This is a genomic window from Sphingomonas sp. Leaf343 (genome assembly GCF_001423765.1).
Taxonomy (GTDB): Bacteria; Pseudomonadota; Alphaproteobacteria; order Sphingomonadales; family Sphingomonadaceae; genus Sphingomonas.
Window position 1 is genome coordinate 11,653 of the sequence record NZ_LMPG01000016.1, and the last position, 22,922, is coordinate 34,574.

The window sequence follows — 22,922 nt, forward strand, 5'->3', positions numbered from 1 at the left end:
CGGGTTGCCTCACCAGAAGGTCGCGTAAAGGACGATCAGGATCAGGACGACGCCGATCGCGCCGACGTTGAAGCGCGAACTGGTCGCATAGCGGACCTCGCCCGTGTCGATCGTGTCCGCTTTGCGACGCGTCGGGATGACCAGCGACGCGACCACCGCCAGCGCCAGCGCGGCGAGGAAGACCAGACCCATCCGGTCCATGAACGGCAGTGTCGGCATCGCCACCTTCAGCAGCCACGACAGCACGACCGAAGCGATCGCCGCCGCCAGCGCGCCGGCTTCGTTGGCGCGCTTCCAGAACAGGCCGAGCAGGAAGATGACGGTGATGCCGGGTGTGAAGAATCCGGTGAACTCCTGAATGAACTGGAACGCCTGATCCGATGCACCCAGCAACGGCCGCGCGGTCAGGATCGCGATCAGGATCGCGACGGCGGCGGCGATCCGGCCGACCAGCACCAGCTTGCGGTCGTCGACACCCGAACCATCCTCGGCGGCGCTTCGCCGACCCTTCATCTTGGCCCAGACATCGAGCGTGAAGATCGTCGCGATCGAATTGATCTTGGATGCCGTCGACGCGATGATGGCCGCGATCAGCGCCGCGAAGACGAGGCCGAGCAGGCCGGTGGGCAACAGCCGCATCATCGTCGGATACGCCTCGTCCGGCTTGGCGAGGTTCGGTGCCAGCACCACCGCGGCGATGCCGGGCAGGACGATGATGATCGGCATGATGAGCTTGATGAACGACGCGAAGAGGACGCCCTTCTGCGCCTCGTCCAGCGACTTGGCCGCCAATGCCCGCTGGATGATGTACTGGTTGAACCCCCAGTAGCTCAGGTTCGCGATCCACATGCCGCCGATCAGCACCGACAGGCCCGGCAGATCCATGTAATGCGGATCGCCCTTTTGCAGGATCATGTGGAAATGACCGGGCAGTTCGGTGGTCAGCCGGCTGAAGCCGCCGAGCACGCCCGCATCGCCGCCGATCTCGCCCAGCGTCAGATACGCGATGATGAGGCCGCCGAGCACCAGCAGCGTGACCTGCACGATGTCGGTCAGCGCAACCGCCTTCAGCCCGCCCTTCAGCTGATAGAGCAGCGCGAACGCGCCGAGCGCGACGAGCGCCACGTCCTGATCGACGCCCGCCACCTTGGTTACCGCGATCGAGCCGAGCCAGATGATGCTCGTCAGGTTCACGAACACGTACAGCAACAGCCAGAACACCGCCATCAGCGTGCGGATGTTGGGGCCGTACCGCCGCTCCAGGAACTGCGGCATCGTGTAGATTTCGTTCTTCAGGAAGATCGGCAGGAAGAACTTGCCGACGATCAGCAGCGTCAGCGCCGCCATCCATTCATAGGACGCGATGGCGAGGCCGATCGCATAGCCCGATCCGGACATGCCGACGATCTGTTCGGCCGAGATGTTGGCCGCGATCAGCGATGCGCCGATCGCCCACCAGGGCAGGTTCCTGGACGCAAGAAAGTAATCGGTGGAGTTCTTCGGCCCCGCCCCGGCCTTGTCGCGCGAGACCCACTGCGCCAGCGCGAAGATGCCGATCGCATAAGCGATCACGACGATGATATCGAGCGTCGCCAACTGCATCGCCGCATTCCTCCCCGGCCAGCCGGTTCCCGCCGGTCGCTGAGGTCTTTTTATATGATCGTTCGGACTTGTCGAGGGCCGAAACCTGCGCCATGCTCAGGCAAAAGACGGGAGGGTGACTTGGCCGGCGACATGGTTGGCGGGGAGGGCGGATTGCAGGTGCGGGGGCAGCTCGGCCGCAACCTGACGTTCGGCCTGCTCGAAGTTCTGGGTCGATCCATCGTGGTCGGGGAATATCGCGGCCGGCCCTTCCCGACCGAAGCGGAGCTGGTGAAGCTGCACGGTGTCAGCCGCTCCGTCACGCGGGAGGCGGTGAAGATGCTGGGTGCCAAGGGGCTGCTCGGCGCCCGTCCCAAACAGGGCACCTTCGTCCAGCCGGACGAACAGTGGAACCTGTTCGATACCGACGTGCTGCGCTGGTTGCTGGAACGGAAATCCTCGATCGTGCTGCTGCGCCGCTTCAACGAACTGCGGATCGGCGTCGAACCTCAGGCGGCCGGGCTCGCGGCGCAGCGCGCGACCGCGGACCAGCGTGCGGCGATCGCCGCCGGGCTGGTGCGGATGCACGATGCGGAGATGGGCGACGACGACACGCTGGACGCCGACATCGCCTTCCACGTCGCGATCCTGCGCGCGTCGAACAATCCGTTCTTCGTACAATTTCGCGAAGTCGTCTCGACGGCCTTGCGCACATCGATCCGATTCACCAATCGGATCAGCGGAAGAAGCGCCAGCATCGCGGATCATGCCGCGGTCGCCGACGCGATCCAGGCCGGCGATGCCGCCGCGGCACGCGCCGCGATGGCGAAGCTGATTGACGACGTCCTCCAGCTGATCGAGCGAGACGCCGACCAGCGCGAATGATTGTAACAAGGAACGTGACTTCATGACCATCCGGCTTGGGATCGTCGGCGTCGGCAAGATCGCCCGCGACCAGCATCTGCCCGCCATCGCCGCCAATCCGGCTTTCGATCTGGTCGCCGCCGCCAGCCGGCACGCCAGCATCGACGGAATCGCCAGCTTCGCCACGATCGAGGAGATGCTGGCTGCCGTTCCCGATCTCGATGCGGTGTCGATCTGCACCCCGCCGGGCGGGCGTGGCGACATCGTCCGCGCCGCCATCGCCGCGGGCAAGCACGTGATGATCGAAAAGCCCCCCGGCGCGACGGTGTCCGAAGTCGTCGCGCTGGAGCGGCTGGCGGCGGACGCGGGTGTCACGCTGTTCGCGACGTGGCACTCGCGGGAGGCGGCGGGCGTCGACGAGGCGCGCGACTGGCTGGCCGACAAGCAGGTCACGTCGGTGGCGATCTCCTGGCGCGAGGACATTCGCGTCTGGCATCCCGGACAGGACTGGATCCTGGGACCGGGCGGGTTCGGCGTGTTCGATCCCGGCATCAACGCGCTGTCGATCATCACGAAGATCCTGCCGACCGGACTGTCCGTCGAAGGCGGCGCGCTGCACGTGCCCGACGGTCGCGAATCGCCGATCGCGGCGACCGTGCAGATGCGCTGCGGCAACGGCGCGCCGGGCCGCGTGGACCTCGACTTCCTGCAGACGGGTCCGCAATCCTGGGACATCGTCGTGGAGACGACCGCCGGCACGCTGACGCTGCGCGACGGTGGCAAGACGCTGTCGATCGACGGTGAAGGCGCGGCCGAGGGCGGCGGCATCGACGAGGGCGAATATCCGCGCCTCTATGCCCGCTTCGCCGAACTGGTCCCGACGGGATCGCGCGACGTCGACCTGCGCCCGCTGCAGCTGGTGGCGGACGCCTATCTGGTCGCGCACCGCATAGTGGCCGATCCGTTCGAGTTCTGAAGTATCAGCCGAACCTTCCCTGCAGGGGGAGGTGGCGCGACGCGACGGAGGGGTGACTTGACACCCCTCCGTCAGCGCAAAGGGCCGCCGCCCCCATGCAGGGGACGAGTGCGCCGACAAAACCTGCTCTTTCCCACGTCATTGCGCAGGGTGTCCTAGCCCTGTATGACAGCGGCCGTGTCCTGGAACCCGCCGATGCGCCCCGACCCCTATGATCCCTATGCGTCGAGCGGTTCGCGACCGTGGCGGGACGGCGACGAGCCGCCCGTCTATCCGACCGGCGGCCAGTGGACACCTCCGCCAGAGCCCCCGGAATCGCGGCGCCGCGGCATCCGCTGGCGCAACATCCGGTGGGGGCGCTGGATCGTGCGGGGGCTGGCGGCGGCGCTGGTCCTGCTGGTCGTCGCGATCGCCTGGCTCGCGGTCACCGCCCCGCTGTCGCAATCGCTGAAGCCGCCGACCCCGCCCTCGATCACGCTGACGGCGGAGGACGGAACGCCGATCGCCCGGCGCGGCGCGGTGATCGGTGCGCCGGTCGACGCCGCGAAGCTGCCCGGTCATGTCCGGGAGGCGTTTCTGGCGATCGAGGACCGGCGCTTCTATTCGCACTGGGGCATCGATCCGCGCGGGATCGCCCGGGCCGCCTGGGCGAACGTCGGCTCGGGCGGCGTTCGTCAGGGCGGCAGCACGATCACGCAGCAGCTCGCGAAGAACGCCTTCCTTGATTCCGACCGCACCGCCACGCGCAAGCTGCGCGAGGCGATGATCGCGTTCTGGCTGGAGGCGTGGCTGACCAAGGACGAGATCCTCTCGCGCTATCTGTCGAACGTCTATTTCGGCGACAATGTCTATGGCATCACCGCCGCGTCTAAACACTATTTCGGCCGCACGCCGCAGGCGCTGAACATCGGCCAGGCGGCGATGCTCGCCGGCCTCGTCAAGGCACCCTCGCGACTGGCCCCGACCGTCAATCTGAAGGGCGCCCGCGCCCGTGAGATGGTCGTCGTCGGTGCGATGGAGGATGCCGGTTTCCTGACCCACGCGCAGGCGGAGGCGGTGCAGCCGCAACGCGTGCTGCCGCGTCAGGCGGGCGCGCTGCCCAGCGGCACCTATTTCGCGGACTGGGTCCTGCCGGCCGCGCGCGACAGCGCGGGCGAGGTGCAGTCGGAGACGACCGTCAAGACCACGCTGGACCGCCGGATGCAGCGGATTGCCGAACGCTCGATCCGCTCGGCGGGGTTGCGTCAGGCGCAGGCAGCCTTGGTCGCGATGCACCCGGACGGTCGCGTCGTGGCGCTGGTCGGCGGCCGCGATTACGGGAAAAGCCCCTTCAACCGCGCGACGCAGGCCCGCCGTCAGCCCGGATCGACGTTCAAGCTGTTCGTTTACCTTGCCGCGATCCGCGCCGGCATGACCACGTCGTCGACCGTCGACGACAGCCCGGTCGAGATCGCCGGCTGGAAACCGAAGAACGACGACGGCCGCTATCTGGGCGAGATCAGCCTGGCCCGTGCCTTCGCCCGCTCGTCCAACGTCGCGGCCGCGCGGCTGACGCAGGAAGTCGGCGTCAGGAACGTCATCAAGGCGGCGCGCGATCTCGGCATCTCCACCCCGATCGCGAACGAGGCGACGATCGGGCTCGGCACGTCGGAGGTGTCGCTGCTGGAACTGACCGCCGCCTATGCCGCGATCGCCAACGGCCGCTATCCGGTGTCGCCGCGCGGCGTCGATACGAAGGACGACAAGAACTGGTACGAACAATTGACCGGCGGCACGCGCGAAATTCCGGAGGCGCAGCGCGAACAGATGCTGTCGCTGCTCAATTCTTCGATTCGCGGGACCGGCAGGGAAGCCGTTCTGAGCATCAAGGCATACGGCAAGACCGGTACCTCGCAGGACAGCCGCGACGCGTGGTTCATCGGCTTCGCGGGCGATCTGGTGGTAGGCGTCTGGGTCGGCAACGACGACAATTCGCCCAATCCGGGCCTGCACGGCGGCACGGTGCCCGCGCGCATCTGGCGCAGCTTCATGCAGGACGCCCTCAACATCGCGCCGGTCGTGGTCGAAACGCCGGACGAGGTGACGATCGACGGCAACACGGTCGACGGCGTGGGCGACATGTTCGGCAACGAGATCGGCGACCTCGTTCCGCAGGCGCTCGACCGCGCGACCGAACAGCTCGACCAGATGGGTCTCGAGGTCCGCCGCGCACCCGATGGATCGATCACCGTCGGCCCTCGCGGCCCCCGCCGCGACCGCGAACCACCCGCTCGCGAGGACCGCCGCCCACCGGACGAGGAGGATGGCGGCGAGGATCAGGGCGGCTTCTAGCCTGACGAGAGCAGTTTTAGAAGCTGTCGGGCGGACGGCCGGCCCACCCTTGACGCCCGCCACCCCGCCGGTCCAACCGGCTGGCCATGCGCTTCTTTTCCGACAATGCCGCCCCCGTCCATCCGCGCGTCATGGCCGCGATGGCCGATGTCGACGTGCTCGACACCGCCTATGACGGCGATCGTTGGTCCAGATCGCTCGACGGCCGTCTGTCGGAGCTGTTCGAAACCGAGGCGCGGGCGATCTGGGTGCCGACCGGTACCGCCGCCAATTGCCTCGCGCTGGCGGCGTTCTGCCCGCCTTATGGCGGCGTCATCTGCCACCGCGACGCGCATATCCAGAACGACGAGGGCGGCGCGCCCGAATTCTACACGCACGGCGCGAAGCTGATGCTGGCCGAGGGCGTCGGCGCGAAGCTGACGCCGGCCGACATCGCCGCCGTCGCGGATGCCGTCGCCAACGACGTCCACCGCGTCCAGCCGCATGCGGTATCGATCACCAACGCCACCGAATACGGCCTCGTCTACCGCCCCGACGACGTCGCCGCGATCGGCGACCTGTGCCGCGCGCGCGGCTGGCGCTTCCACATGGACGGCGCGCGGTTCGCCAATGCCGTCGCCAGCGTCGGCTGCTCCCCCGCCGACGTGACGTGGCGCGCGGGCGTGGAGGCGCTGTCGTTCGGATTCGTCAAGAATGGCGCGATGAGCGCGGAGGCGCTGGTGTTCTTCGACCCCGCGCTGCACGACGCGACGTTGCGCCGTCGCAAGCGCGCCGGATTGCTGCTGTCGAAAGGCCGCTACCTCGCCGCGCAGATTCTCGCGATGCTCGACGGCGACCTGTGGCTGGACAATGGCCGCGCCGCCAATGCCGGTGCCGCGCGCCTCGCTGCGGCGGCGGGCGACCGGCTGGTGCACCCGGTCGAGGCGAACGAGCTGTTCCTGCGCGCCACCGCCGACGAAGCGGCCGCTCTCCGCGCCGCCGGGTTCGATTTCTACGACTGGGCACCGGGGGAGGTTCGCCTCGTCACCGCATGGGACACGAACCCGGATCATATCGCCGCCCTCGCCGCCGCGATCGCCGGGTTGTGAGCCTGTCGGGGGAGCGGCCACGTTCGACCAGAGCGAGCGTGCTCGTTCCCTTCGCGATCGTCACGCTGATCTGGGGATCGACGTGGCTCGTCATCCGCGACCAGATCGCCGTCGTCCCGGCAAGCTGGTCGGTCACGTACCGCTTCATCGTCGCCGGGCTGGCGATGGCCGGCTGGGCCGCGCTCCGGCGCGAGAGCTTTCGCATCGGCACGGGCGGGCTCGCCTTCGCCGTGGTGCTGGGCGTTCTCCAGTTCGTGCTGAACTTCAACTTCGTCTACCGGGCGGAGCATTTCATCACGTCCGGGCTGGTCGCGGTCGTGTTCGCGCTGCTGCTGGTGCCCAACGCGCTGCTGTCGCGCGTTTTTCTCGGCCAGCGGATGGGGCGACAGCTCGCGGCGGGCTCCGCCATAGCGATGGCCGGCGTTTCCCTGCTGTTCCTGCACGAGGCGCGCGCCGATCCCAACGGCACGGCGACTACCGTCGCCGGCATCGGCTGGACCTTGTGCGCGATCCTGTCGGCCTCGGCGGCGAACGTGCTGCAGGCGACGCCGACCGCCAGACGCTATCCGATGCTGCCGACGCTGGCGGCGGCGATGCTGATCGGCGCGGGGCTGGACGGCGTCTTCGCGTGGATCACCACGGGCCCGCCGGTATTCGAGGCGCGGCCGGCCTATATCGCCGGCATCCTGTATCTGGGCATCTTCGCGTCGGCGTTGGCGTTTCCGCTCTATTACGGCGTGCTGCGGACGATCGGGCCGGCCAAGGCCGCCTATTCCAGCGTTATCGTCCCGGTCATCGCCATGTTGCTGTCCACCCTCTTCGAGGGTTATCGCTGGTCGCTGCTGGCGGGCGCTGGCGCCGCGCTGGCCGGCGTCGGGCTAGTCATCGCGCTCAGCGCGCGCAGGCCGAACCGGTAATCGGGATAGGCGGGTCGCCAGCCGAGCACCCGCTTCGCCTTCAGGTTCGCCACCCGCCGGTTCTCCGCATGGAAGCCGCGCGCCATCGGCGACAGGCTGTCGACCGGCACGAACGGCGGCGGCGCGATGCCCAGCAGTTCGGCGGCGTACTCGACCACCGCATTCTGCGAGCAGGGCAGGTCGTCCGACAGATTATAGGCCCCCGCCGGCGCGTCGAATGCGGCGATCACGCACGCGACGATGTCATCGACATGCACCCGGCTGAACACGCCGCCCGTGTCGACCCGGTGCGCCGCTCCGTCCCGCACCTTGTCCAGCGGCGAGCGGCCCGGCCCATAGATGCCCGGCAGGCGGAATACGTGCGCGCCCCGCGCCAGCCACGCCGCGTCTGCCGCCGCCCGCGCCTTGCGCCGCCCGCCGCCGGTCGGCGCGCTTTCGTCCACCCATGCGCCGCCGGTGTCGCCGTACACGCCGGTCGAGGACAGATAGCCGACCCATCGCGCCCGGACGTCATACGCCGCCAGCACGGGGTCGTCCTCCCCCTCCGGCGGCACCGATGACAGGACATGCGTCGCCGCCGCCATCTCCGCCGCAACCGCATCCCGGTCGTCGAAGCGCACCGTTTCGCCGCGTCCGTCGCGGGTCGTGCCGACGACGCGCCAGCCGTCGGTCCGCAACCGGGCCGCCAGCGCGCTCGCGACATAGCCCATGCCAAAGACCAGCAGGCGGCTCATTTCGCCGCCATCGGCCCCTTGTAGAGCGTGCCGAAATAATCGCCCTTGTTCCACACCGGCCGCTGCGGCCCGTCGGCGATCTCGCGGGCGATGCGATAGTTGACGTCGACGAAACGCACCCCCTGATCCCACAGGATCGGCTGCGTCAGGTCGTCGCCGGGCTGGTGATAGCGGTGGGCCATGAAGTCGTCGATCGCGGCCTTCCCCGGCCCCTTTGCGCCCGGCCACAGGAACACCGCCGGAATGCCCTGCTGCACGAAGCGGAAATGGTCGGAGCGGACGAAGATGGCCTGTTCCGGCAGGGGATCGGGCGACAGCACCACGCCCGCCGATTCCACCGCGCGGCGCACGATCGGACCAAGCGTCGATCGTTCGGCACCGTACACGACCATATCCTCGAATGTATACAGCAGCATCGGCATGTCGAGGTTCACGTCGGCGACGATGTTCGCCTTCGGCACGGTCGGGTGGTTCGCGAAGTAATCGGAGCCGACCAGCCCCTTCTCTTCCGCCGTTACCGCCATGAACAGGATCGTGCGTCTGGGCGGCGTCCCGCTCGTCTTGAAGCGTTTGGCCTCCTCGATCAGGCTGGCGATCCCGATCGCGTCATCCAGCGCGCCGTTGTAGATCGTGTCCCCCTCGCCGGTCCGGGCCATGCCGATATGGTCGAGGTGCGACGACAGCACGACCACTTCCTTGCCGACCTGCGGATCGCTGCCGGGGATCATGCCGATGACGTTGCTGCTGGTGGCCGGCGTCATCGTCGTCTGGGTTGCGACCGTCAGCGTGCCCGGCGCGCTGGCGGCGCGGAACCTGGGCGTGGATTTCTCGAATTCCGTGGCGATGCGTGCCCAGCCCTTGCCGAACAGCCTGGCCGCGCCTTCCGGGCTCAAGATGGCCAGCAACGGTGTCCCGGCATCGTCGACGAAGCCGCTGCCATCCGGACGAGCCCATGTCATCCGCGCCCGATCATAGCCTTGGGCCATCGTCTTGACCGAGCCGCGGCGTCCGCCACCGATCATGATCGCGCCGACCGCGCCGTGAGCAGCGGCGAATTTCTGTTTGGCGGCGGGCGATCCCAGAAACGCGCGCTCTTCGCCGCCCAGCGATGCCGGTGCGCCCGGCATGAACGCCACTACCTTGCCGCGCACGTCGACACCGCGATAGTCGTTCAGCCCCAGCGTCGGCGCATCCAGCCCATATCCGACGAACACCACCGGCGCCGACACGCTGGTCTCCGCCCTGGCGGGGTTGGCGACCGGGATGTAATCCTCTCCGAACACCAGCGTACGGGGCTGGCCGCCGGCTGGCGTCCATACCGCGCTGCCCTGTCCGGCCGCCTTGTAGCTGACCAGCGGCACCTTCTGCAGGAACCCGCCCTCGTCGCCGCCCGGCTTCAGCCCCGCGGCATAGAATTGCGCGGCCACATATTCCGCGGCGATGTCGTATTCCGCGCTCCCCGCCTCGCGCCCGTGCATCGCGTCGCTCGCCAGGAACATGACGTGCGCCTTCATCGCCGCCTGATCCGCAGGCAGGGGCGCGGTGATCCGGGCGTTGATCTCGGCCGTCGTTGGTGTGGTCTTCGCGGCGGGAGCCGGGGCATCCTGTCCGGTCGCGGTGGCGGAAACGGCCAGCGCGGCCAGCGCGGCGAACGTGCGGTACATCCAGTCGAACCCCTCGAAGATAACATGGAGCGCCTACCACGGCGTCGCCGTCGCGCAAGTCGCTGGCACGCACCGTCGGCGCGACATATACCGGCGTCATGGATATCCAGCACGCCGTCGCGCAACCGCCTTTGGTGATCCGTCGCGAGGATTACCGTCCGCCCCAATGGCTTGTGCCCGACACGCGGCTGGCGTTCGATATCGATCCCGCCGCGACCCGCGTTCATGCGACCTTGTCCGTCTTGCGCAACGGTCGCCATGACGAACCATTGCGCCTCGACGGGGCTGGCCAGACGCCGCTTTTCGTCCGGGTCGACGGGGTCGCGATCGACGACTGGCGGATCGAGGACGAGCAGCTCGTCATTCCGCTCTCCGGCGACGCACACAGCATCGAGACGGAGGTGGAGATCGCCCCCGATCGCAACACGCAGTTGATGGGGCTCTACGCCAGCGGCGGCAACATCTGCACCCAGTGCGAGGCGGAGGGGTTCCGCCGCATCACCTTCTTCCCCGATCGCCCCGACGTCCTCAGCCGCTATTCGGTGCGCCTGACCGCGGACGAGGCGCGCTTCCCCGTCCTGCTCGCGAACGGCGATCCCGTCGCGCAAGGCGATGCGGGCGACGGCCGGCACTGGGCCGAATGGAACGACCCGTTCCCCAAGCCCAGCTACCTGTTCGCGCTCGTCGCCGGCGACCTCCAGGTCCATCGCGGCAGCTTCGTGACGGCATCGGGCCGCACCGTCGAACTCGGCATCTGGGTCCGCGCCGCCGACCTGCCGCGCACCGACCACGCGCTCCACGCGCTGAAACTGTCGATGGCGTGGGACGAGCGGGTCTATGGCCGCGAATACGACCTCGACGTGTTCAACATCGTCGCGGTCGACGATTTCAACTTCGGCGCGATGGAGAACAAGGGGCTGAATATCTTCAACAGCCGCTACATTCTCGCCGATCCTGATACCGCGACCGATTACGATTACGACGGCATCGCCGCCGTCGTCGCGCACGAGTATTTCCACAACTGGTCGGGCAACCGCATCACCTGCCGCGACTGGTTCCAGTTGTCGCTGAAGGAGGGTTTCACCGTCTATCGCGATCAGGGCTTCTCCGCCGATCAGGGGTCGGCCGCGGTGAAGCGGATCGAGGATGTGCGCGGCCTGCGCGCGGCGCAGTTCCCGGAGGATTCGGGGCCGCTCGCGCATTCCGTTCGCCCGGACGAATATCAGGAGATCAGCAACTTCTACACCGCGACCATCTATAACAAGGGTGCTGAGCTGATCCGGATGATGGCGACGATCGTCGGCCCCACCGCCTTCCGCGCCGCCACCGACCTGTATTTCGACCGGTTCGACGGCACCGCGGCGACCTGCGAGGATTTCGTCGCGAGCATGGAGGAGGCGTCGGGCGTCGATCTCTCGCAATTCCGCCTCTGGTACAGCCAGGCCGGCACTCCCCGCGTCTCCGCCAGTCTGGAGCATCAGCCGGGTGGTGGCCGCGCGACGCTGCGTCTCGGCCAGCGGGTGCCGCCGACGCCGGGCCAGCCGGTAAAGCAGCCGATGCTGCTGCCGCTGCAACTGCGCCTGTTCGGGGCCGAGACCGGCCGGCCGCTCACCGACGAGCGCCTCGTCCTGCTCGACAGCGCGGCGGAGACGATCGTGTTCGAGGCGGTGACCGAGCGTCCCGTGCTGTCGATCAACCGCGGCTTCTCCGCGCCCGTCGTGATCGAAAGCGACCGCAGCCCCGCCGACCTCGCCTTCCTGTCGCGCCACGACGACGACCCCTTCGCCCGGTACGAGGCGATGCAGCAGCTAATGCTCGATACGCTCGTCGCCGGTGCCGTCGAGGGGCGCGCGGATCACGAACCCGCGATCGCCGCCGTGGCGGACACGCTCGACAATCCCGACCTCGACCGCGCCTTCGTCGCGGAGGCGGTGCTGCTGCCGTCCGAGGCGTTCGTCGGCGACCAGCTCTCGCGCGTCGACCCCGAAGCGATCTTCCGCGCGCGCGAGGCGCTGCGCCGCGATCTCGGACATCGGCTGGAGGATCGCTGGCGCGCGGCCTATGCGCAGGCGCCGCAGATCCCCTACGTCTATTCCCCCGCGGAGAAAGGCAAGCGCCGGCTGCGCAACGTCGCGCTCGGCTATCTTGCGGCGGCAGGTGTGCCGGATGCGGCGACGCTGGCCTTCCGCCAGTTCGAGGCCGCGGACAATATGACCGATCGTCAGGCGGCCCTGACGACTCTGGTCAGCAGCGACGACGATCTTCGCATCGCCGCGCTCGACATCTTCTACAATCGCTATCGTGACAACCCGCTGGTGCTGGACAAGTGGTTCCAGACACAGGCGCTGTCATCGCGCGACGATGCGGCGGCGACGGTCGCGGCGCTGGCGGAGCATCCCGGCTTCACGCTCGCGAATCCCAACCGCGCCCGTTCGCTCATCGGCGCGTTCGGCGTCAACCAACGCGCCTTCAACCGCCCGGACGGGGCCGGCTACCGCTTCCTGGCCGACCAGCTGATTGCGCTCGACCGATTAAATCCGCAGACCGCCGCAAAGCTGCTTCCCCCGCTTGGCCGCTGGCGCCGCTTCGACGATGATCGCGCCGCCCTGATGCGCGAGCAGCTCCAACGCATCGTCGCGCAGCCGGGGCTGTCGAAGGATTTGTTCGAACAGGCGTCCAAAAGCCTCGAGGGTTGAACGTCTGCCTGTCGAACGCCGCCGCCCCTGCCCCGTCGGAAAGACGCGACGCTGGATGGTGATGGTCAACCCGTAAAGCCCCTGGGCGGCTCGGCGATGATGATTCTGTTGCCATCCCGGTCTGCGATCTCGGCGATCGCGCCGAAGTCGCCGCGGCTGATCTGCCCGAGATCGAGGCCCAGATCTGCGAGCCTGCTCTTTTCTCGCTCGATATCCGGCGTCACCAGGGTGATAATCGACCTGCCGGCTTTCTCGGCATCGACCATGAGCTGGATACCGGCCGTGCCGATGTTCCGCCATTGCGTCAGGACCGGCATGGGGTGGTCGTCCGCGGGGCGGGCCAACAACGCCGTATACCACTCTTCCGCGCCGGCCATATCGGTCACGCTCGCTACCGCATACACGCCCTGAATGTTCATCGCGTCTCACCGATCAGCCTGTGCGCGAAGCTAACCCGAGGTGCGTTCGCCGACAACGCCGATCCACTCCCGCACTCCGCTGGGACTGCGTCAGGAGGGGTGATATCGCGTTGCGGCGCAGATGCCGAGAAGGTGAAACAGACCTCGTGGCCCTGACCTTGAGGCCCTGTCGCTTTCCGGACGGCGCAAAGCCCGAAAAATGGTGCCCAGAAGAGGACTCGAACCTCCACGACCTTGCGATCGCCAGCACCTGAAGCTGGTGCGTCTACCAATTCCGCCATCTGGGCACGGGGTAGGCGGCGGCCTTTAGGGGGGGCGATGGAGCCTTGTCAACAGGCATCCCGAACGGCAAAGGCTTCGCGACGCCAATAGCCGGTCCTCGGGCCGGCAGCAGGGACGGTATGCGGACATGAAGAACAAGCTGGTGACGCTGATCGGAGGCGGTGGATTCGTCGGCCGCTACGCCGCGCAGGCGCTGCTCCGGGCCGGTGCCCGCGTGCGGATCGCCCAGCGCGATCCGCGCCGGGCCTGGTACCTGAAACCGCAGGGCGGCCTCGGGCAGACGCAGTTCGTCGCGGCCGACGTCAACCGCCCTGAGACCGTGCTGCGGGCGGTGCAGGGTGCGGATGCCGTCGTGAACCTCGTCGGCGTGCTGGCGGGCGATTTCGAGCGTGCCCATGTCGATGGCGCTCGGACGATCGCCGATGCCGCCGCCAAGGCGGGTGTGGAGGCGCTGGTCCATGTCTCCGCGATCGGTGCCGATCCGGACTCGGTGTCGCGCTATGGCCGGTCGAAGGGGAATGGCGAAACCGCGGTGCGCGAGGCGTTCGCGAACGCGACGATCCTGCGTCCCTCGATCGTGTTCGGGCGCGAGGACAATTTCGTGAACCGCTTCGCCGGGATGATCGCGGTCGCGCCGATCGTTCCCGTGCTGCGGACCGGTACGAAGTTCCAGCCGGTGTTCGCCGCCGATGTCGGGGAGGCGATCCGCGCCGCGCTGGCGTCACCGGGCGAGTTCGCGGGCCGCACGCTGGAGATCGGCGGGCCGGACGTCATCACGATGGGCGGCCTGATCCGCTGGATCGCCGATGCGATCGGCCGCACGCCGACGATCGTCGAGCTGCCCGACATGGTCGGCGCGGCGATCGCGCGGGCCGGCTTCCTGCCGGGCGCGCCGATCACGTGGGACCAGTGGCTGATGCTGGGGCGCGACAATGTCGTAGGCGGTGAGGACGGGCTAACGGCGCTGGGCATCGATGCCACGCCGATGGCCGCGGTCGCGCCGGAATGGCTGGTCCGGTTCCGCAAGCAGGGCCGCTTCGGACGTCGCATGGAACAGGCGCTTTGAACGACTGGCTGGTCGCGATCATCCTCGGCATCGTCGAGGGGATCACCGAATTCCTGCCGGTGTCCTCGACCGGGCATCTGGTGCTGGCGACGGAACTGCTCGGCTTCGATGCGGCGCGCTGGTCGGTATTCAACATCGCGATCCAGCCGGGTGCGATCCTGGCGATCGTGGTGCTGTACTGGCGGACGTTTCTGGCGGTGTTGCAGGGGCTGTTCCGGCGCGAACCCAACTCGGTCGCGTTCGTCCGCAACCTGCTGATCGCGTTTCTGCCGGCGGCGGTGCTGGGGTTCGCCTTCAACGATCGGATCGAGGCGCTGCTGGAGAATGCGACGGTCATCGCCTGGGCGTTGATCGTCGGCGGCGTCGCGATCCTGATCGTGGAGCGTCTGGCGAAAACCTACAAGACGGGCGGTATCGCGGGCGTCTCATGGTTCGACTCGCTCCGGATCGGCCTCGTCCAGTGCATCGCGATGATCCCGGGCGTCAGCCGGTCAGGCGCGACGATCATGGGCGCGATGACGCTGGGGATCGAGCGGCGCACCGCGGCCGAGTTCAGCTTCTTCCTCGCGCTGCCGACGCTGACCGGTGCGACGGTGTTGCAGATGGTCAAGCATCGCGACGCGATCACGGCGGACAGCCTGCAACTGATCGGCGTCGGGTTCGTGGTGTCCTTCATCGTCGCGCTGGTCGTCGTGAAGGGGTTCATGGCGCTGGTAACCAGACATGGCTTCGCGCCATTCGCCTGGTATCGAATTGTTGCGGGTGGCGTAGCATTGATCGCCCTCAATATCCATTAGGGCCGCTTATAGCCCTAATCCTAGGCAGAAATGTCGATCGGGGGTTCAAAGTAGCCAAGCATCGGGAATATAGGTCAGCGTGGCTGCCTAGTATGACTTGCACGTCTGCGATATGTCCTGTGGTGTCATAATCGAAGGTGCCCCGCATGGCTCAGGAGCAGATGCTGAAGTTCGTCGTTCGCGATCAGGCCTATCCTGACAAGCGAACGGCCGACGAACGCGCACACGACTTTCGCGAGATCGCGAATCGCTATGCCGTGCCGGCCGCCGAGGATCAGGCGAGCCGCTGCTCGCAATGCGGCGTGCCATATTGTTCGGTGCATTGCCCGCTCCACAATCACATACCGGACTGGCTGCGCCTGACCGCCGAAGGTCGCCTGCGCGAGGCGTATGAGCTGTCGAACAGCACCTCCACGATGCCGGAGATCTGCGGCCGGATCTGCCCTCAGGACCGGTTGTGCGAGGGCAATTGCGTCATCGAATTCTCCGGCCACGGCGCGGTGACGATTGGGTCGGTCGAAAAGTTCATCACCGACACCGCCTGGGCGGAGGGTTGGGTGGAGCCGGTGCAGGTCGCGCCCGCTCGCGGCCAGTCGGTCGGTGTGATCGGCGCGGGACCGGCGGGGCTGACGACGGCCGAACTGCTCCGCGCCCGCGGTTACGAGGTCCATGTCTATGATCGCCACGATCGTGCCGGCGGCCTGCTGACCTATGGCATTCCCGGCTTCAAGCTGGAGAAGCCGGTGGTCATGCGCCGGGTGGAGCGACTGGAGCAGGCAGGCATCGTCTTTCATTATGGCTTCGCGGTCGGACAGGATGCGACGCTCGACGATCTGCGCCGCCGCCATGACGCGGTGTTGATCGCGACGGGCGTGTACAAGGCGCGCCAGGTCGAAGTGCCGGGCGCGGAGACGAACGGTGTGGTCGCCGCGCTCGACTATCTGACCGCCTCCAACCGCAAGGGCTTCGGCGATGCGGTGCCCGAGTTCGACGGCGGCGCGCTGGATGCGGCCGGCAAGGACGTGGTCGTGGTCGGCGGCGGCGACACCGCGATGGACTGCGTCCGCACCGCAATCCGCCAGGGGGCGAAGTCGGTGAAGTGCCTGTATCGCCGCGACCGTGCCAACATGCCGGGATCGCAGCGCGAGGTCGCCAACGCGGAGGAGGAGGGCGCGGAGTTCGTCTGGCTCTCCGCCCCGCTCGCGTTCGACGGGGCGGAGAGCGTCGGCACGGTCCGCGCCAGCCGGATGCGTCTCGGCGCGCCCGACGCGAGCGGTCGCCGCGCACCGGAGGTCGATCCGGGCGGAGAGCTGGAACTGCGGGCCGACCTCGTCATCAAGGCGCTCGGTTTCGATGCGGAGGATCTGCCGACTCTGTGGGGTGCGCCCGAACTGGGTGTCAGCCGCTGGGGCACGGTGCTGGCCGACGGCAAGACGCTGATGACCTCTCTGGAGGGCGTGTTCGCCGCCGGCGACATCGTCCGCGGGGCGTCGCTGGTCGTCTGGGCGATCCGCGACGGCCGCGACGTGGCGTCGTCGATGCACAAATGGCTGAAGGCGAAGGCGGCGGCGGAGAAGGTCGCGGCATGAGGCTGAAGCAGAGGGACATCGACGCGATCAAGGCTGCGGCCTGCGCGGCGTTCGGCCCGTCTGCCGTCGTTCGCCTGTTCGGCAGCCGCATTCGCGATGATTTGCGCGGGGGCGATATCGACCTGTTGCTGGAGGTCGACCCGGTCGACGATGGTCGTTCGCGCACCGCGCTTTTCCGTCGCCGGCTGTTCGACCGTATCGACGAGCAGAAGGTCGATGTCGTGCTGATGATGCGCGGCCACACGCCGTCCGCATTCGCGCGGATGGTGTCCGCGGACGCGGTGCCCCTGCCGTGACCGACGTCGCGCCTTTGCTCCGCGGCGGGCTCGAACGGTGCGCCCGGATCGTCGCCGGTTGCGAGGAACTGGTTCCGTTCCTCGCCCCCGTGTTGCCCGTACAGGATGACGATCTCGCGCGCCTGCCCGTGATCGAACGCATCGCGTCCATCGCCCTGCTCAAGCGATACGAGCAGTTACAGGACATGATCGGCCGCCTGTTTCGCACCTATCTCAGTTGGGACGGCGAGGATGTGCGCGACATGTCGCGGCGCGATCAGGCGAACCGGATGGAGCGGTACCACCTGATCGGCGACGCCGACGACTGGATGGACTTTCTCGATCTGCGCAACCGGCTCGTCCACGAATATCCGGTCAACGAAATCGAGCAGGTCGACCGGGTCAACGAATGCTGGGCGGCGATCCCCCGCCTGACCGACATCTACGAGAAGCTGCGCCAGCGGCTGAGCGAACAGGGCTTTCACGCATGACCGACCAGCACGCCTATCTTGCCGAACACGGCATGTACCGCCCCGAGTTCGAGGGCGATGCCTGCGGTGTCGGCCTCGTCGCCGCCACCGACGGACAGCCGTCGCGGCGTGTGGTGCAGTCGGCGATCGACGCTTTGAAGGCGGTCTGGCACCGCGGCGCGGTCGATGCGGACGGCAAGACCGGTGACGGTGCGGGCATCCATCTCGACCTGCCGCATCGCTTCTTCGACGATTGCATCGCGGCGTCGGGGCACAAGGTGATGCCGAACCGGCTCGCGGTCGGCATGGTCTTCCTCCCGCGCACCGATCTGGGCGCGCAGGAGACGTGCCGGACGATCGTCGAAAGCGCGATCATCGAGGCGGGCTACACCATCTATGGCTGGCGTCAGGTGCCCGTCGACGTGTCCGTCATCGGCATGAAGGCACAGGCGACCCGGCCGGAGATCGAGCAGATCATGATCGCCGGGCCGCTGCCGGGCGACATGGACGAGGCGGAGTTCGAGAAGAACCTGTATCTGGTCCGCCGCCGCATCGAGAAGCGGGTGATCGCGGCGCAGATCCAGGGCTTCTACATTTGTTCGCTGTCGGCGCGCTCGATCGTCTACAAGGGGCTGTTCCTCGCCGAGAGCCTGTCGGTCTTCTATCCCGATCTGACCGATCGCCGCTTCGAAAGCCGCGTCGCGATCTTCCACCAGCGCTATTCGACCAACACTTTCCCGCAATGGTGGCTGGCGCAGCCGTTCCGCTGTCTCGCGCACAATGGCGAGGTCAACACGATCCGCGGCAACAAGAACTGGATGCTCAGCCACGAGATCCGGATGGCCTCGATCGCGTTCGGCGACAATTCGGAGGATATCAAGCCGGTGATCCCCGCCGGCGCGTCCGACACCGCGGCGCTGGATGCCGTGTTCGAGGCGATCTGCCGCTCCGGCCGCGACGCCCCGACCGCGAAGCTGATGCTGGTGCCGGAGGCGCTGGACGAGCGCGGCGACACGCCGGACAGCCACGCCGCGATGTACCGCTATCTCGCCTCCGTCATGGAGCCGTGGGACGGCCCGGCCGCGCTGGCGATGACCGACGGTCGCTGGGCGGTCGCCGGCATGGACCGCAACGCGCTGCGCCCGCTGCGCTATACGCGCACCTCGGACGGGCTGCTGATCGTCGGATCGGAAAGCGGCATGGTCGTCGTTCCCGAATCGACGATCGTCGCCAAGGGCCGGCTGGGACCTGGGCAGATGATCGCCGTCGATCTTCAGGAAGGGATCGTGCTGGAGGATCGCGCGGTCAAGGACCGGATCGCGGGCGAGCAGGACTATGCCGCGATGACCGGCGAGTTCCTGACGCTGGACGATCTTCCGCCCGCGCCCGGCGACCCCGTCGTCCGCTTCCCGCGCGCCGAGCTGACCCGCCGTCAGGTCGCGGCCGGCCAGACGCTGGAGGATATGGAGCTGATCCTGTCGCCGATGGTGGAGGGCGGCAAGGAAGCGATCGGATCGATGGGCGACGATACGCCGCTCGCCGTCATCAGCGACAAGCCACGCCTCATCAGCCAGTTCTTCCGCCAGAATTTTTCGCAGGTGACGAACCCGCCGATCGACAGTCTGCGCGAGCGGCATGTGATGTCGCTGAAGACGCGGTTCGGCAATCTCGCCAACATCCTCGACGTGCGCGACCAGCGCGAACACGTGCTGGTGCTCGACTCCCCCGTGCTGACCGGCGCGATGTGGGAGCGGTTGAAGACGCATTTCGGCCGTTCGGTGGCGGAAATCGACTGCACGTTCGAGGCGGACGGCGGACCGGAGCGGCTGCGTGCCGCGATCCAGCGCATCCGCAACCAGGCCGAACAGGCGGTGCGGGAGGGCAAGAGCGAACTGTTCCTGACCGACGAGAACGTGTCGGAGGACCGCGTCGCTATCGCCGGCGTGCTGGCTGCCGCCGCCGTCCACACGCATCTCGTCCGCCGTGGCCTGCGCAGCTACGCGTCGATCAACGTCCGCACCGCCGAATGCCTCGACACGCATTATTACGCGGTGCTGATCGGCGTCGGCGCGACGACGGTGAACGCCTATCTGGCGGAGGCGTCGATCGCCGATCGCCATGCGCGTGGCCTGTTTGGCGACCTGACGATCGAGCAATGCCTCGACCGGCATCGTGTCGCCGTCGAGGAGGGATTGCTCAAGATCATCTCCAAGATGGGCATTGCTGTCATCTCGTCCTATCGCGGCGGCTATAATTTCGAGGCGGTCGGGCTCAGCCGCGCGCTGGTGAACGACCTGTTCCCCGGCATGCCCGCGAAGATCTCGGGGGAGGGCTATGCCTCGCTCCACCTCAATGCCAAACTGCGCCACGACACGGCGTTCGACGACGACATCGTCACGCTGCCGATCGGCGGCTTCTATCGCCAGCGCGCGGATGGGGAGACGCACGCCTATTCCGCGCAGCTGATGCACCTGCTCCAGACCGCCGTCGCGACCGACAGCTATTCCAGCTATCTGCAATTCTCGCGCGGTGTCGCCGATCTGCCGCCGGTGTATCTGCGCGACCTGTTGCAGTTCAATTTTCCGTCGGAAGGCGTGCCGATCGACCAGGTCGAGGCGATCACCGAAATCCGCAAGCGCTTCGTGACGCCGGGCATGTCGCTGGGTGCGCTGTCGCCGGAAGCGCACGAGACACTGGCCATCGCGATGAACCGCATCGGTGCGAAGGCGGTGTCGGGCGAGGGGGGCGAGGACGTCGTCCGGTTCAAGCCGTACGCGAACGGCGACAACGCCAATTCGGGCGTCAAGCAGATCGCCAGCGGCCGGTTCGGCGTCACCGCCGAATATCTCGGCGCATGCGAGGAGATCGAGATCAAGGTCGCGCAGGGTGCCAAGCCTGGCGAGGGCGGCCAGCTGCCCGGATTCAAGGTTACCGAATTCATCGCGAAGTTGCGCCACGCGACTCCGGGCGTGACGCTCATCAGCCCGCCGCCGCATCACGACATCTATTCGATCGAGGACCTCGCGCAGCTCATCTACGACTGCAAGCAGATCAACCCGCGCGCCCGGGTCTGTGTGAAGCTGGTGTCGTCTGCCGGGATCGGTACCGTCGCGGCGGGCGTCGCCAAGGCGCATGCCGACGTCATCCTCGTCTCCGGCCATGTCGGCGGCACCGGCGCTTCCCCGCAGACGAGCATCAAATATGCCGGCACGCCGTGGGAAATGGGCCTGTCGGAGGTCAACCAGACGCTGACGCTCAACGGCCTGCGCGGCCGCATCCGCCTGCGTGCCGACGGCGGGCTGAAGACCGGGCGCGACATCGTCATCGCCGCGATCCTCGGTGCGGAGGAGTTCGGCATCGGCACGCTGTCGCTGGTCGCAATGGGCTGCATCATGGTGCGCCAGTGCCATTCGAACACGTGTCCGGTCGGCGTCTGCGTGCAGGACGAGCGGCTGCGCGCCAAGTTCACCGGCACGCCGGAAAAGGTCATCAACCTGATGACCTTTATCGCCGAGGAAGTCCGCGACATCCTCGCCCGGCTCGGCGTCACCTCGCTCGACGAGGTGATCGGCCGCACCGAGTTCCTCCGTCAGGTCAGCCGCGGTGCCGAGCATCTCGACGATCTCGATCTCAACCCGATTCTCGCCAAGGTCGACGCGACCGATGCCGAGCGCCGCTTCTCGCTTTCGACGTTCCGGAACGCGGTACCCGACAGCCTGGATGCGCAGATCATCAAGGACGCGGCGGCGGTGTTCAGCCGCGGCGAGAAGATGCAGCTGACCTATTCGGTGCGCAACACGCATCGCGCGGTCGGCACGCGCCTGTCGAGCGAGATCACGCGCACCTTCGGCATGTCGAAACTGGCGGACGGCCACGTTACTATTCGCCTGCGTGGATCGGCGGGCCAGTCGCTCGGCGCATTCCTGTGCAAAGGCATCACGCTAGAGGTGTTCGGCGACGCCAACGACTATGTCGGCAAGGGGCTGTCGGGCGGCATCATCGTCGTGCGACCGGCGGTATCCTCACCGCTCGCCAGCCAGGACAACACGATCATCGGCAACACCGTGCTGTACGGCGCGACCAGCGGCCGGCTGTTCGCGGCGGGGCAAGCGGGCGAGCGCTTCGCCGTGCGCAACTCCGGCGCGCAGGTCGTGGTCGAGGGCTGCGGCGCGAACGGCTGCGAGTATATGACCGGCGGCATCGCCGTCGTGCTCGGCGCGGTCGGGGCGAACTTCGGAGCCGGCATGACCGGCGGCATGGCCTTCGTCTACGATCCCGACGCGAAGTTCGACCGGCGTGCCAATGGCGAGAGCATCGTCTGGCGCCGGCTGTCGTCGGCGCATTGGGAGGGTGTTCTGCGCGACCTGATCGCTGCGCACGTCGCCGCGACCGACAGCCGCTGGTCGAAGGGCCTGCTGGAGGATTGGGAGCGGGTCGCCGGTGACTTCTGGCAGGTCGTGCCGAAAGAGATGCTTACGCGCCTGTCGCACCCGCTGGACGACATGCTGGAAGCGGTGGCGGCGGAGTAGCTACGCCGCCGCCATGTCGGTCCGCGCGAAGTCGTCGCCCTTGTAGAGCAGGGGGCACCCGGCGACCTTCGCGACCGCATACGCCATGCAGTCGCCATAGTTGAGGCGGGCCGGGTGACGCCCCTTGCCGAAGCGGTCGAACGCCTCGGTCGCGGCGGCGAGGTGGTCGGTGGTGAAGTGGATCACCTGCCAACCGTCGGCCAGCATAGCCATCGCCTTTTCGGCGGTGGTCGGACCGAAACGGCCGGCGAGCACCATTCTTGCTTCCAGCAAGGTTGGAACACCGATGATGATGGAAGGATCGGTCGAGAGGACGTGGTCGAAACGCTCCGCCTCCGGCTCGGCCAACGCGATCGCGATGATGGCCGAGGTATCGACGGCGATCACGCTGGTAGGCCATTCTCGTCATAGCCGATGATCTCGTCCGCGCTCCGGGGGTCGAGGACGGGCGCATCCCGCAACATCGCCTGCACTACGCGGGCACGCTCGGTGAACGACAGCGACGCCATCGCCACCCCCTCCCGCGCCAGTTCGTTGCGCACGGCGACGCCCACGGCATCGGCCTCGCTGATGCCCCGATGCGCGGCGAGCAGGCGGATCATGCGCTCGTGCTCGTCATGTTCGATGATGATGCCCATGCCGTC

18 protein-coding genes and 1 tRNA gene are annotated in these 22,922 nt (G+C 67.6%); 12 read left to right on the forward strand and 7 right to left on the reverse strand.

The window, feature by feature from the left end; all coding sequences use genetic code 11:
- Positions 1–9 precede the first annotated feature (9 nt).
- Positions 10–1,602, reverse strand: a complete 1,593-nt coding sequence (locus ASG07_RS15445; RefSeq protein WP_055848932.1) for a sodium:solute symporter family transporter — start codon at positions 1,600–1,602, stop codon at positions 10–12.
- Between the two features lie 132 nt (positions 1,603–1,734).
- On the opposite strand from ASG07_RS15445, the gene ASG07_RS15450 reads away from it, so the two are divergent.
- From ASG07_RS15450 to ASG07_RS15470, 5 genes are all read left to right on the forward strand, one after another.
- Positions 1,735–2,466, forward strand: a complete 732-nt coding sequence (locus ASG07_RS15450) for a FadR/GntR family transcriptional regulator (protein WP_055849453.1) — start codon at positions 1,735–1,737, stop codon at positions 2,464–2,466.
- Between the two features lie 22 nt (positions 2,467–2,488).
- Entirely contained in the window at positions 2,489–3,421 is a 933-nt protein-coding gene (locus tag ASG07_RS15455; RefSeq protein WP_055848936.1) for a Gfo/Idh/MocA family protein, read from the forward strand.
- A gap of 195 nt (positions 3,422–3,616) precedes the next feature.
- The gene (locus tag ASG07_RS15460; RefSeq protein ID WP_055849455.1) at positions 3,617–5,752 is read left to right on the forward strand and encodes a transglycosylase domain-containing protein; all 2,136 of its coding nucleotides are present in this window, start codon (positions 3,617–3,619) and stop codon (positions 5,750–5,752) included.
- An 86-nt stretch (positions 5,753–5,838) separates the two neighbouring features.
- Positions 5,839–6,840 carry a threonine aldolase family protein gene (locus tag ASG07_RS15465; protein ID WP_055848940.1) on the forward strand — a complete coding sequence of 334 codons (1,002 nt, stop codon included), beginning with the start codon at positions 5,839–5,841 and terminating at the stop codon, positions 6,838–6,840.
- Positions 6,841–6,878: 38 nt separating this feature from the next.
- Entirely contained in the window at positions 6,879–7,757 is an 879-nt protein-coding gene (locus ASG07_RS15470; protein ID WP_236694741.1) for a DMT family transporter, read from the forward strand.
- On the opposite strand, the gene ASG07_RS15475 is transcribed toward ASG07_RS15470, so the two are convergent.
- Together ASG07_RS15475 and ASG07_RS15480 are read right to left on the reverse strand one after the other, a co-directional pair.
- Entirely contained in the window at positions 7,667–8,491 is an 825-nt protein-coding gene (locus ASG07_RS15475) for an NAD(P)-dependent oxidoreductase (protein WP_055848946.1), read from the reverse strand. The genes ASG07_RS15470 and ASG07_RS15475 overlap by 91 nt on opposite strands.
- Positions 8,488–10,155, reverse strand: coding sequence for a M28 family metallopeptidase (locus ASG07_RS15480; RefSeq protein WP_055848949.1), 1,668 nt, complete (start codon positions 10,153–10,155; stop codon positions 8,488–8,490). Before ASG07_RS15480 ends, ASG07_RS15475 begins: the two co-directional genes overlap by 4 nt.
- 98 nt (positions 10,156–10,253) lie before the next feature.
- Between ASG07_RS15480 and pepN the strand changes: the two genes are divergently transcribed.
- Positions 10,254–12,851, forward strand: a complete 2,598-nt coding sequence (gene pepN / locus ASG07_RS15485; protein ID WP_055848952.1) for an aminopeptidase N — start codon at positions 10,254–10,256, stop codon at positions 12,849–12,851.
- Between the two features lie 65 nt (positions 12,852–12,916).
- Here pepN and ASG07_RS15490 read toward each other — a convergent pair whose 3' ends face one another.
- Both ASG07_RS15490 and ASG07_RS15495 read right to left on the reverse strand, forming a co-directional pair.
- Complete coding sequence (locus ASG07_RS15490; protein ID WP_055848956.1) at positions 12,917–13,270, reverse strand: VOC family protein; 354 nt, start codon at positions 13,268–13,270, stop codon at positions 12,917–12,919.
- Positions 13,271–13,470: 200 nt separating this feature from the next.
- Positions 13,471–13,557, reverse strand: a tRNA-Leu gene (locus tag ASG07_RS15495).
- A 122-nt stretch (positions 13,558–13,679) separates the two neighbouring features.
- Here ASG07_RS15495 and ASG07_RS15500 point away from each other — a divergent pair.
- From ASG07_RS15500 to gltB, 6 genes are all read left to right on the forward strand, one after another.
- On the forward strand, positions 13,680–14,618 hold the full coding sequence (locus ASG07_RS15500) for a complex I NDUFA9 subunit family protein (RefSeq protein ID WP_055848959.1): 939 nt from the start codon (positions 13,680–13,682) through the stop codon (positions 14,616–14,618).
- Entirely contained in the window at positions 14,615–15,415 is an 801-nt protein-coding gene (locus ASG07_RS15505; RefSeq protein WP_055848962.1) for an undecaprenyl-diphosphate phosphatase, read from the forward strand. Before ASG07_RS15500 ends, ASG07_RS15505 begins: the two co-directional genes overlap by 4 nt.
- Positions 15,416–15,561: 146 nt before the next feature.
- Positions 15,562–17,004, forward strand: a complete 1,443-nt coding sequence (locus ASG07_RS15510; protein WP_055848965.1) for an NAD(P)-dependent oxidoreductase — start codon at positions 15,562–15,564, stop codon at positions 17,002–17,004.
- A complete protein-coding gene (locus tag ASG07_RS15515) occupies positions 17,001–17,300 on the forward strand; it encodes a nucleotidyltransferase domain-containing protein (protein WP_082474890.1) in 300 nt (99 codons plus the stop codon). The genes ASG07_RS15510 and ASG07_RS15515 overlap by 4 nt, the downstream gene beginning before the upstream one ends.
- Positions 17,297–17,770 carry a nucleotidyltransferase substrate binding protein gene (locus ASG07_RS15520; RefSeq protein ID WP_055848971.1) on the forward strand — a complete coding sequence of 158 codons (474 nt, stop codon included), beginning with the start codon at positions 17,297–17,299 and terminating at the stop codon, positions 17,768–17,770. The genes ASG07_RS15515 and ASG07_RS15520 overlap by 4 nt, the downstream gene beginning before the upstream one ends.
- Positions 17,767–22,278, forward strand: coding sequence for a glutamate synthase large subunit (gltB, locus tag ASG07_RS15525; RefSeq protein ID WP_055848974.1), 4,512 nt, complete (start codon positions 17,767–17,769; stop codon positions 22,276–22,278). Before ASG07_RS15520 ends, gltB begins: the two co-directional genes overlap by 4 nt.
- On the opposite strand, the gene ASG07_RS15530 is transcribed toward gltB, so the two are convergent.
- Positions 22,279–22,665 carry a type II toxin-antitoxin system VapC family toxin gene (locus ASG07_RS15530; protein ID WP_055848977.1) on the reverse strand — a complete coding sequence of 129 codons (387 nt, stop codon included), beginning with the start codon at positions 22,663–22,665 and terminating at the stop codon, positions 22,279–22,281.
- Positions 22,662–22,916 (reverse strand): type II toxin-antitoxin system VapB family antitoxin, encoded by a 255-nt coding sequence (locus ASG07_RS15535; protein WP_055848980.1) that lies wholly within the window; start codon positions 22,914–22,916, stop codon positions 22,662–22,664. The genes ASG07_RS15530 and ASG07_RS15535 overlap by 4 nt, the downstream gene beginning before the upstream one ends.
- Between the last annotated feature and the right edge of the window lie 6 nt (positions 22,917–22,922).

Coding starts and splice junctions, on each gene's coding strand:
- ASG07_RS15445 (WP_055848932.1), bottom strand. CDS start 1,602: ATGCAGTTGGCGACGCTCGATATCATCGTCGTGATCGCTTATGCGATC.
- ASG07_RS15450 (WP_055849453.1), top strand. CDS start 1,735: ATGGTTGGCGGGGAGGGCGGATTGCAGGTGCGGGGGCAGCTCGGCCGC.
- ASG07_RS15455 (WP_055848936.1), top strand. CDS start 2,489: ATGACCATCCGGCTTGGGATCGTCGGCGTCGGCAAGATCGCCCGCGAC.
- ASG07_RS15460 (WP_055849455.1), top strand. CDS start 3,617: ATGCGCCCCGACCCCTATGATCCCTATGCGTCGAGCGGTTCGCGACCG.
- ASG07_RS15465 (WP_055848940.1), top strand. CDS start 5,839: ATGCGCTTCTTTTCCGACAATGCCGCCCCCGTCCATCCGCGCGTCATG.
- ASG07_RS15475 (WP_055848946.1), bottom strand. CDS start 8,491: ATGAGCCGCCTGCTGGTCTTTGGCATGGGCTATGTCGCGAGCGCGCTG.
- ASG07_RS15480 (WP_055848949.1), bottom strand. CDS start 10,155: ATGTACCGCACGTTCGCCGCGCTGGCCGCGCTGGCCGTTTCCGCCACC.
- pepN (WP_055848952.1), top strand. CDS start 10,254: ATGGATATCCAGCACGCCGTCGCGCAACCGCCTTTGGTGATCCGTCGC.
- ASG07_RS15490 (WP_055848956.1), bottom strand. CDS start 13,270: ATGAACATTCAGGGCGTGTATGCGGTAGCGAGCGTGACCGATATGGCC.
- ASG07_RS15500 (WP_055848959.1), top strand. CDS start 13,680: ATGAAGAACAAGCTGGTGACGCTGATCGGAGGCGGTGGATTCGTCGGC.
- ASG07_RS15510 (WP_055848965.1), top strand. CDS start 15,562: ATGGCTCAGGAGCAGATGCTGAAGTTCGTCGTTCGCGATCAGGCCTAT.
- ASG07_RS15515 (WP_082474890.1), top strand. CDS start 17,001: ATGAGGCTGAAGCAGAGGGACATCGACGCGATCAAGGCTGCGGCCTGC.
- gltB (WP_055848974.1), top strand. CDS start 17,767: ATGACCGACCAGCACGCCTATCTTGCCGAACACGGCATGTACCGCCCC.
- ASG07_RS15535 (WP_055848980.1), bottom strand. CDS start 22,916: ATGGGCATCATCATCGAACATGACGAGCACGAGCGCATGATCCGCCTG.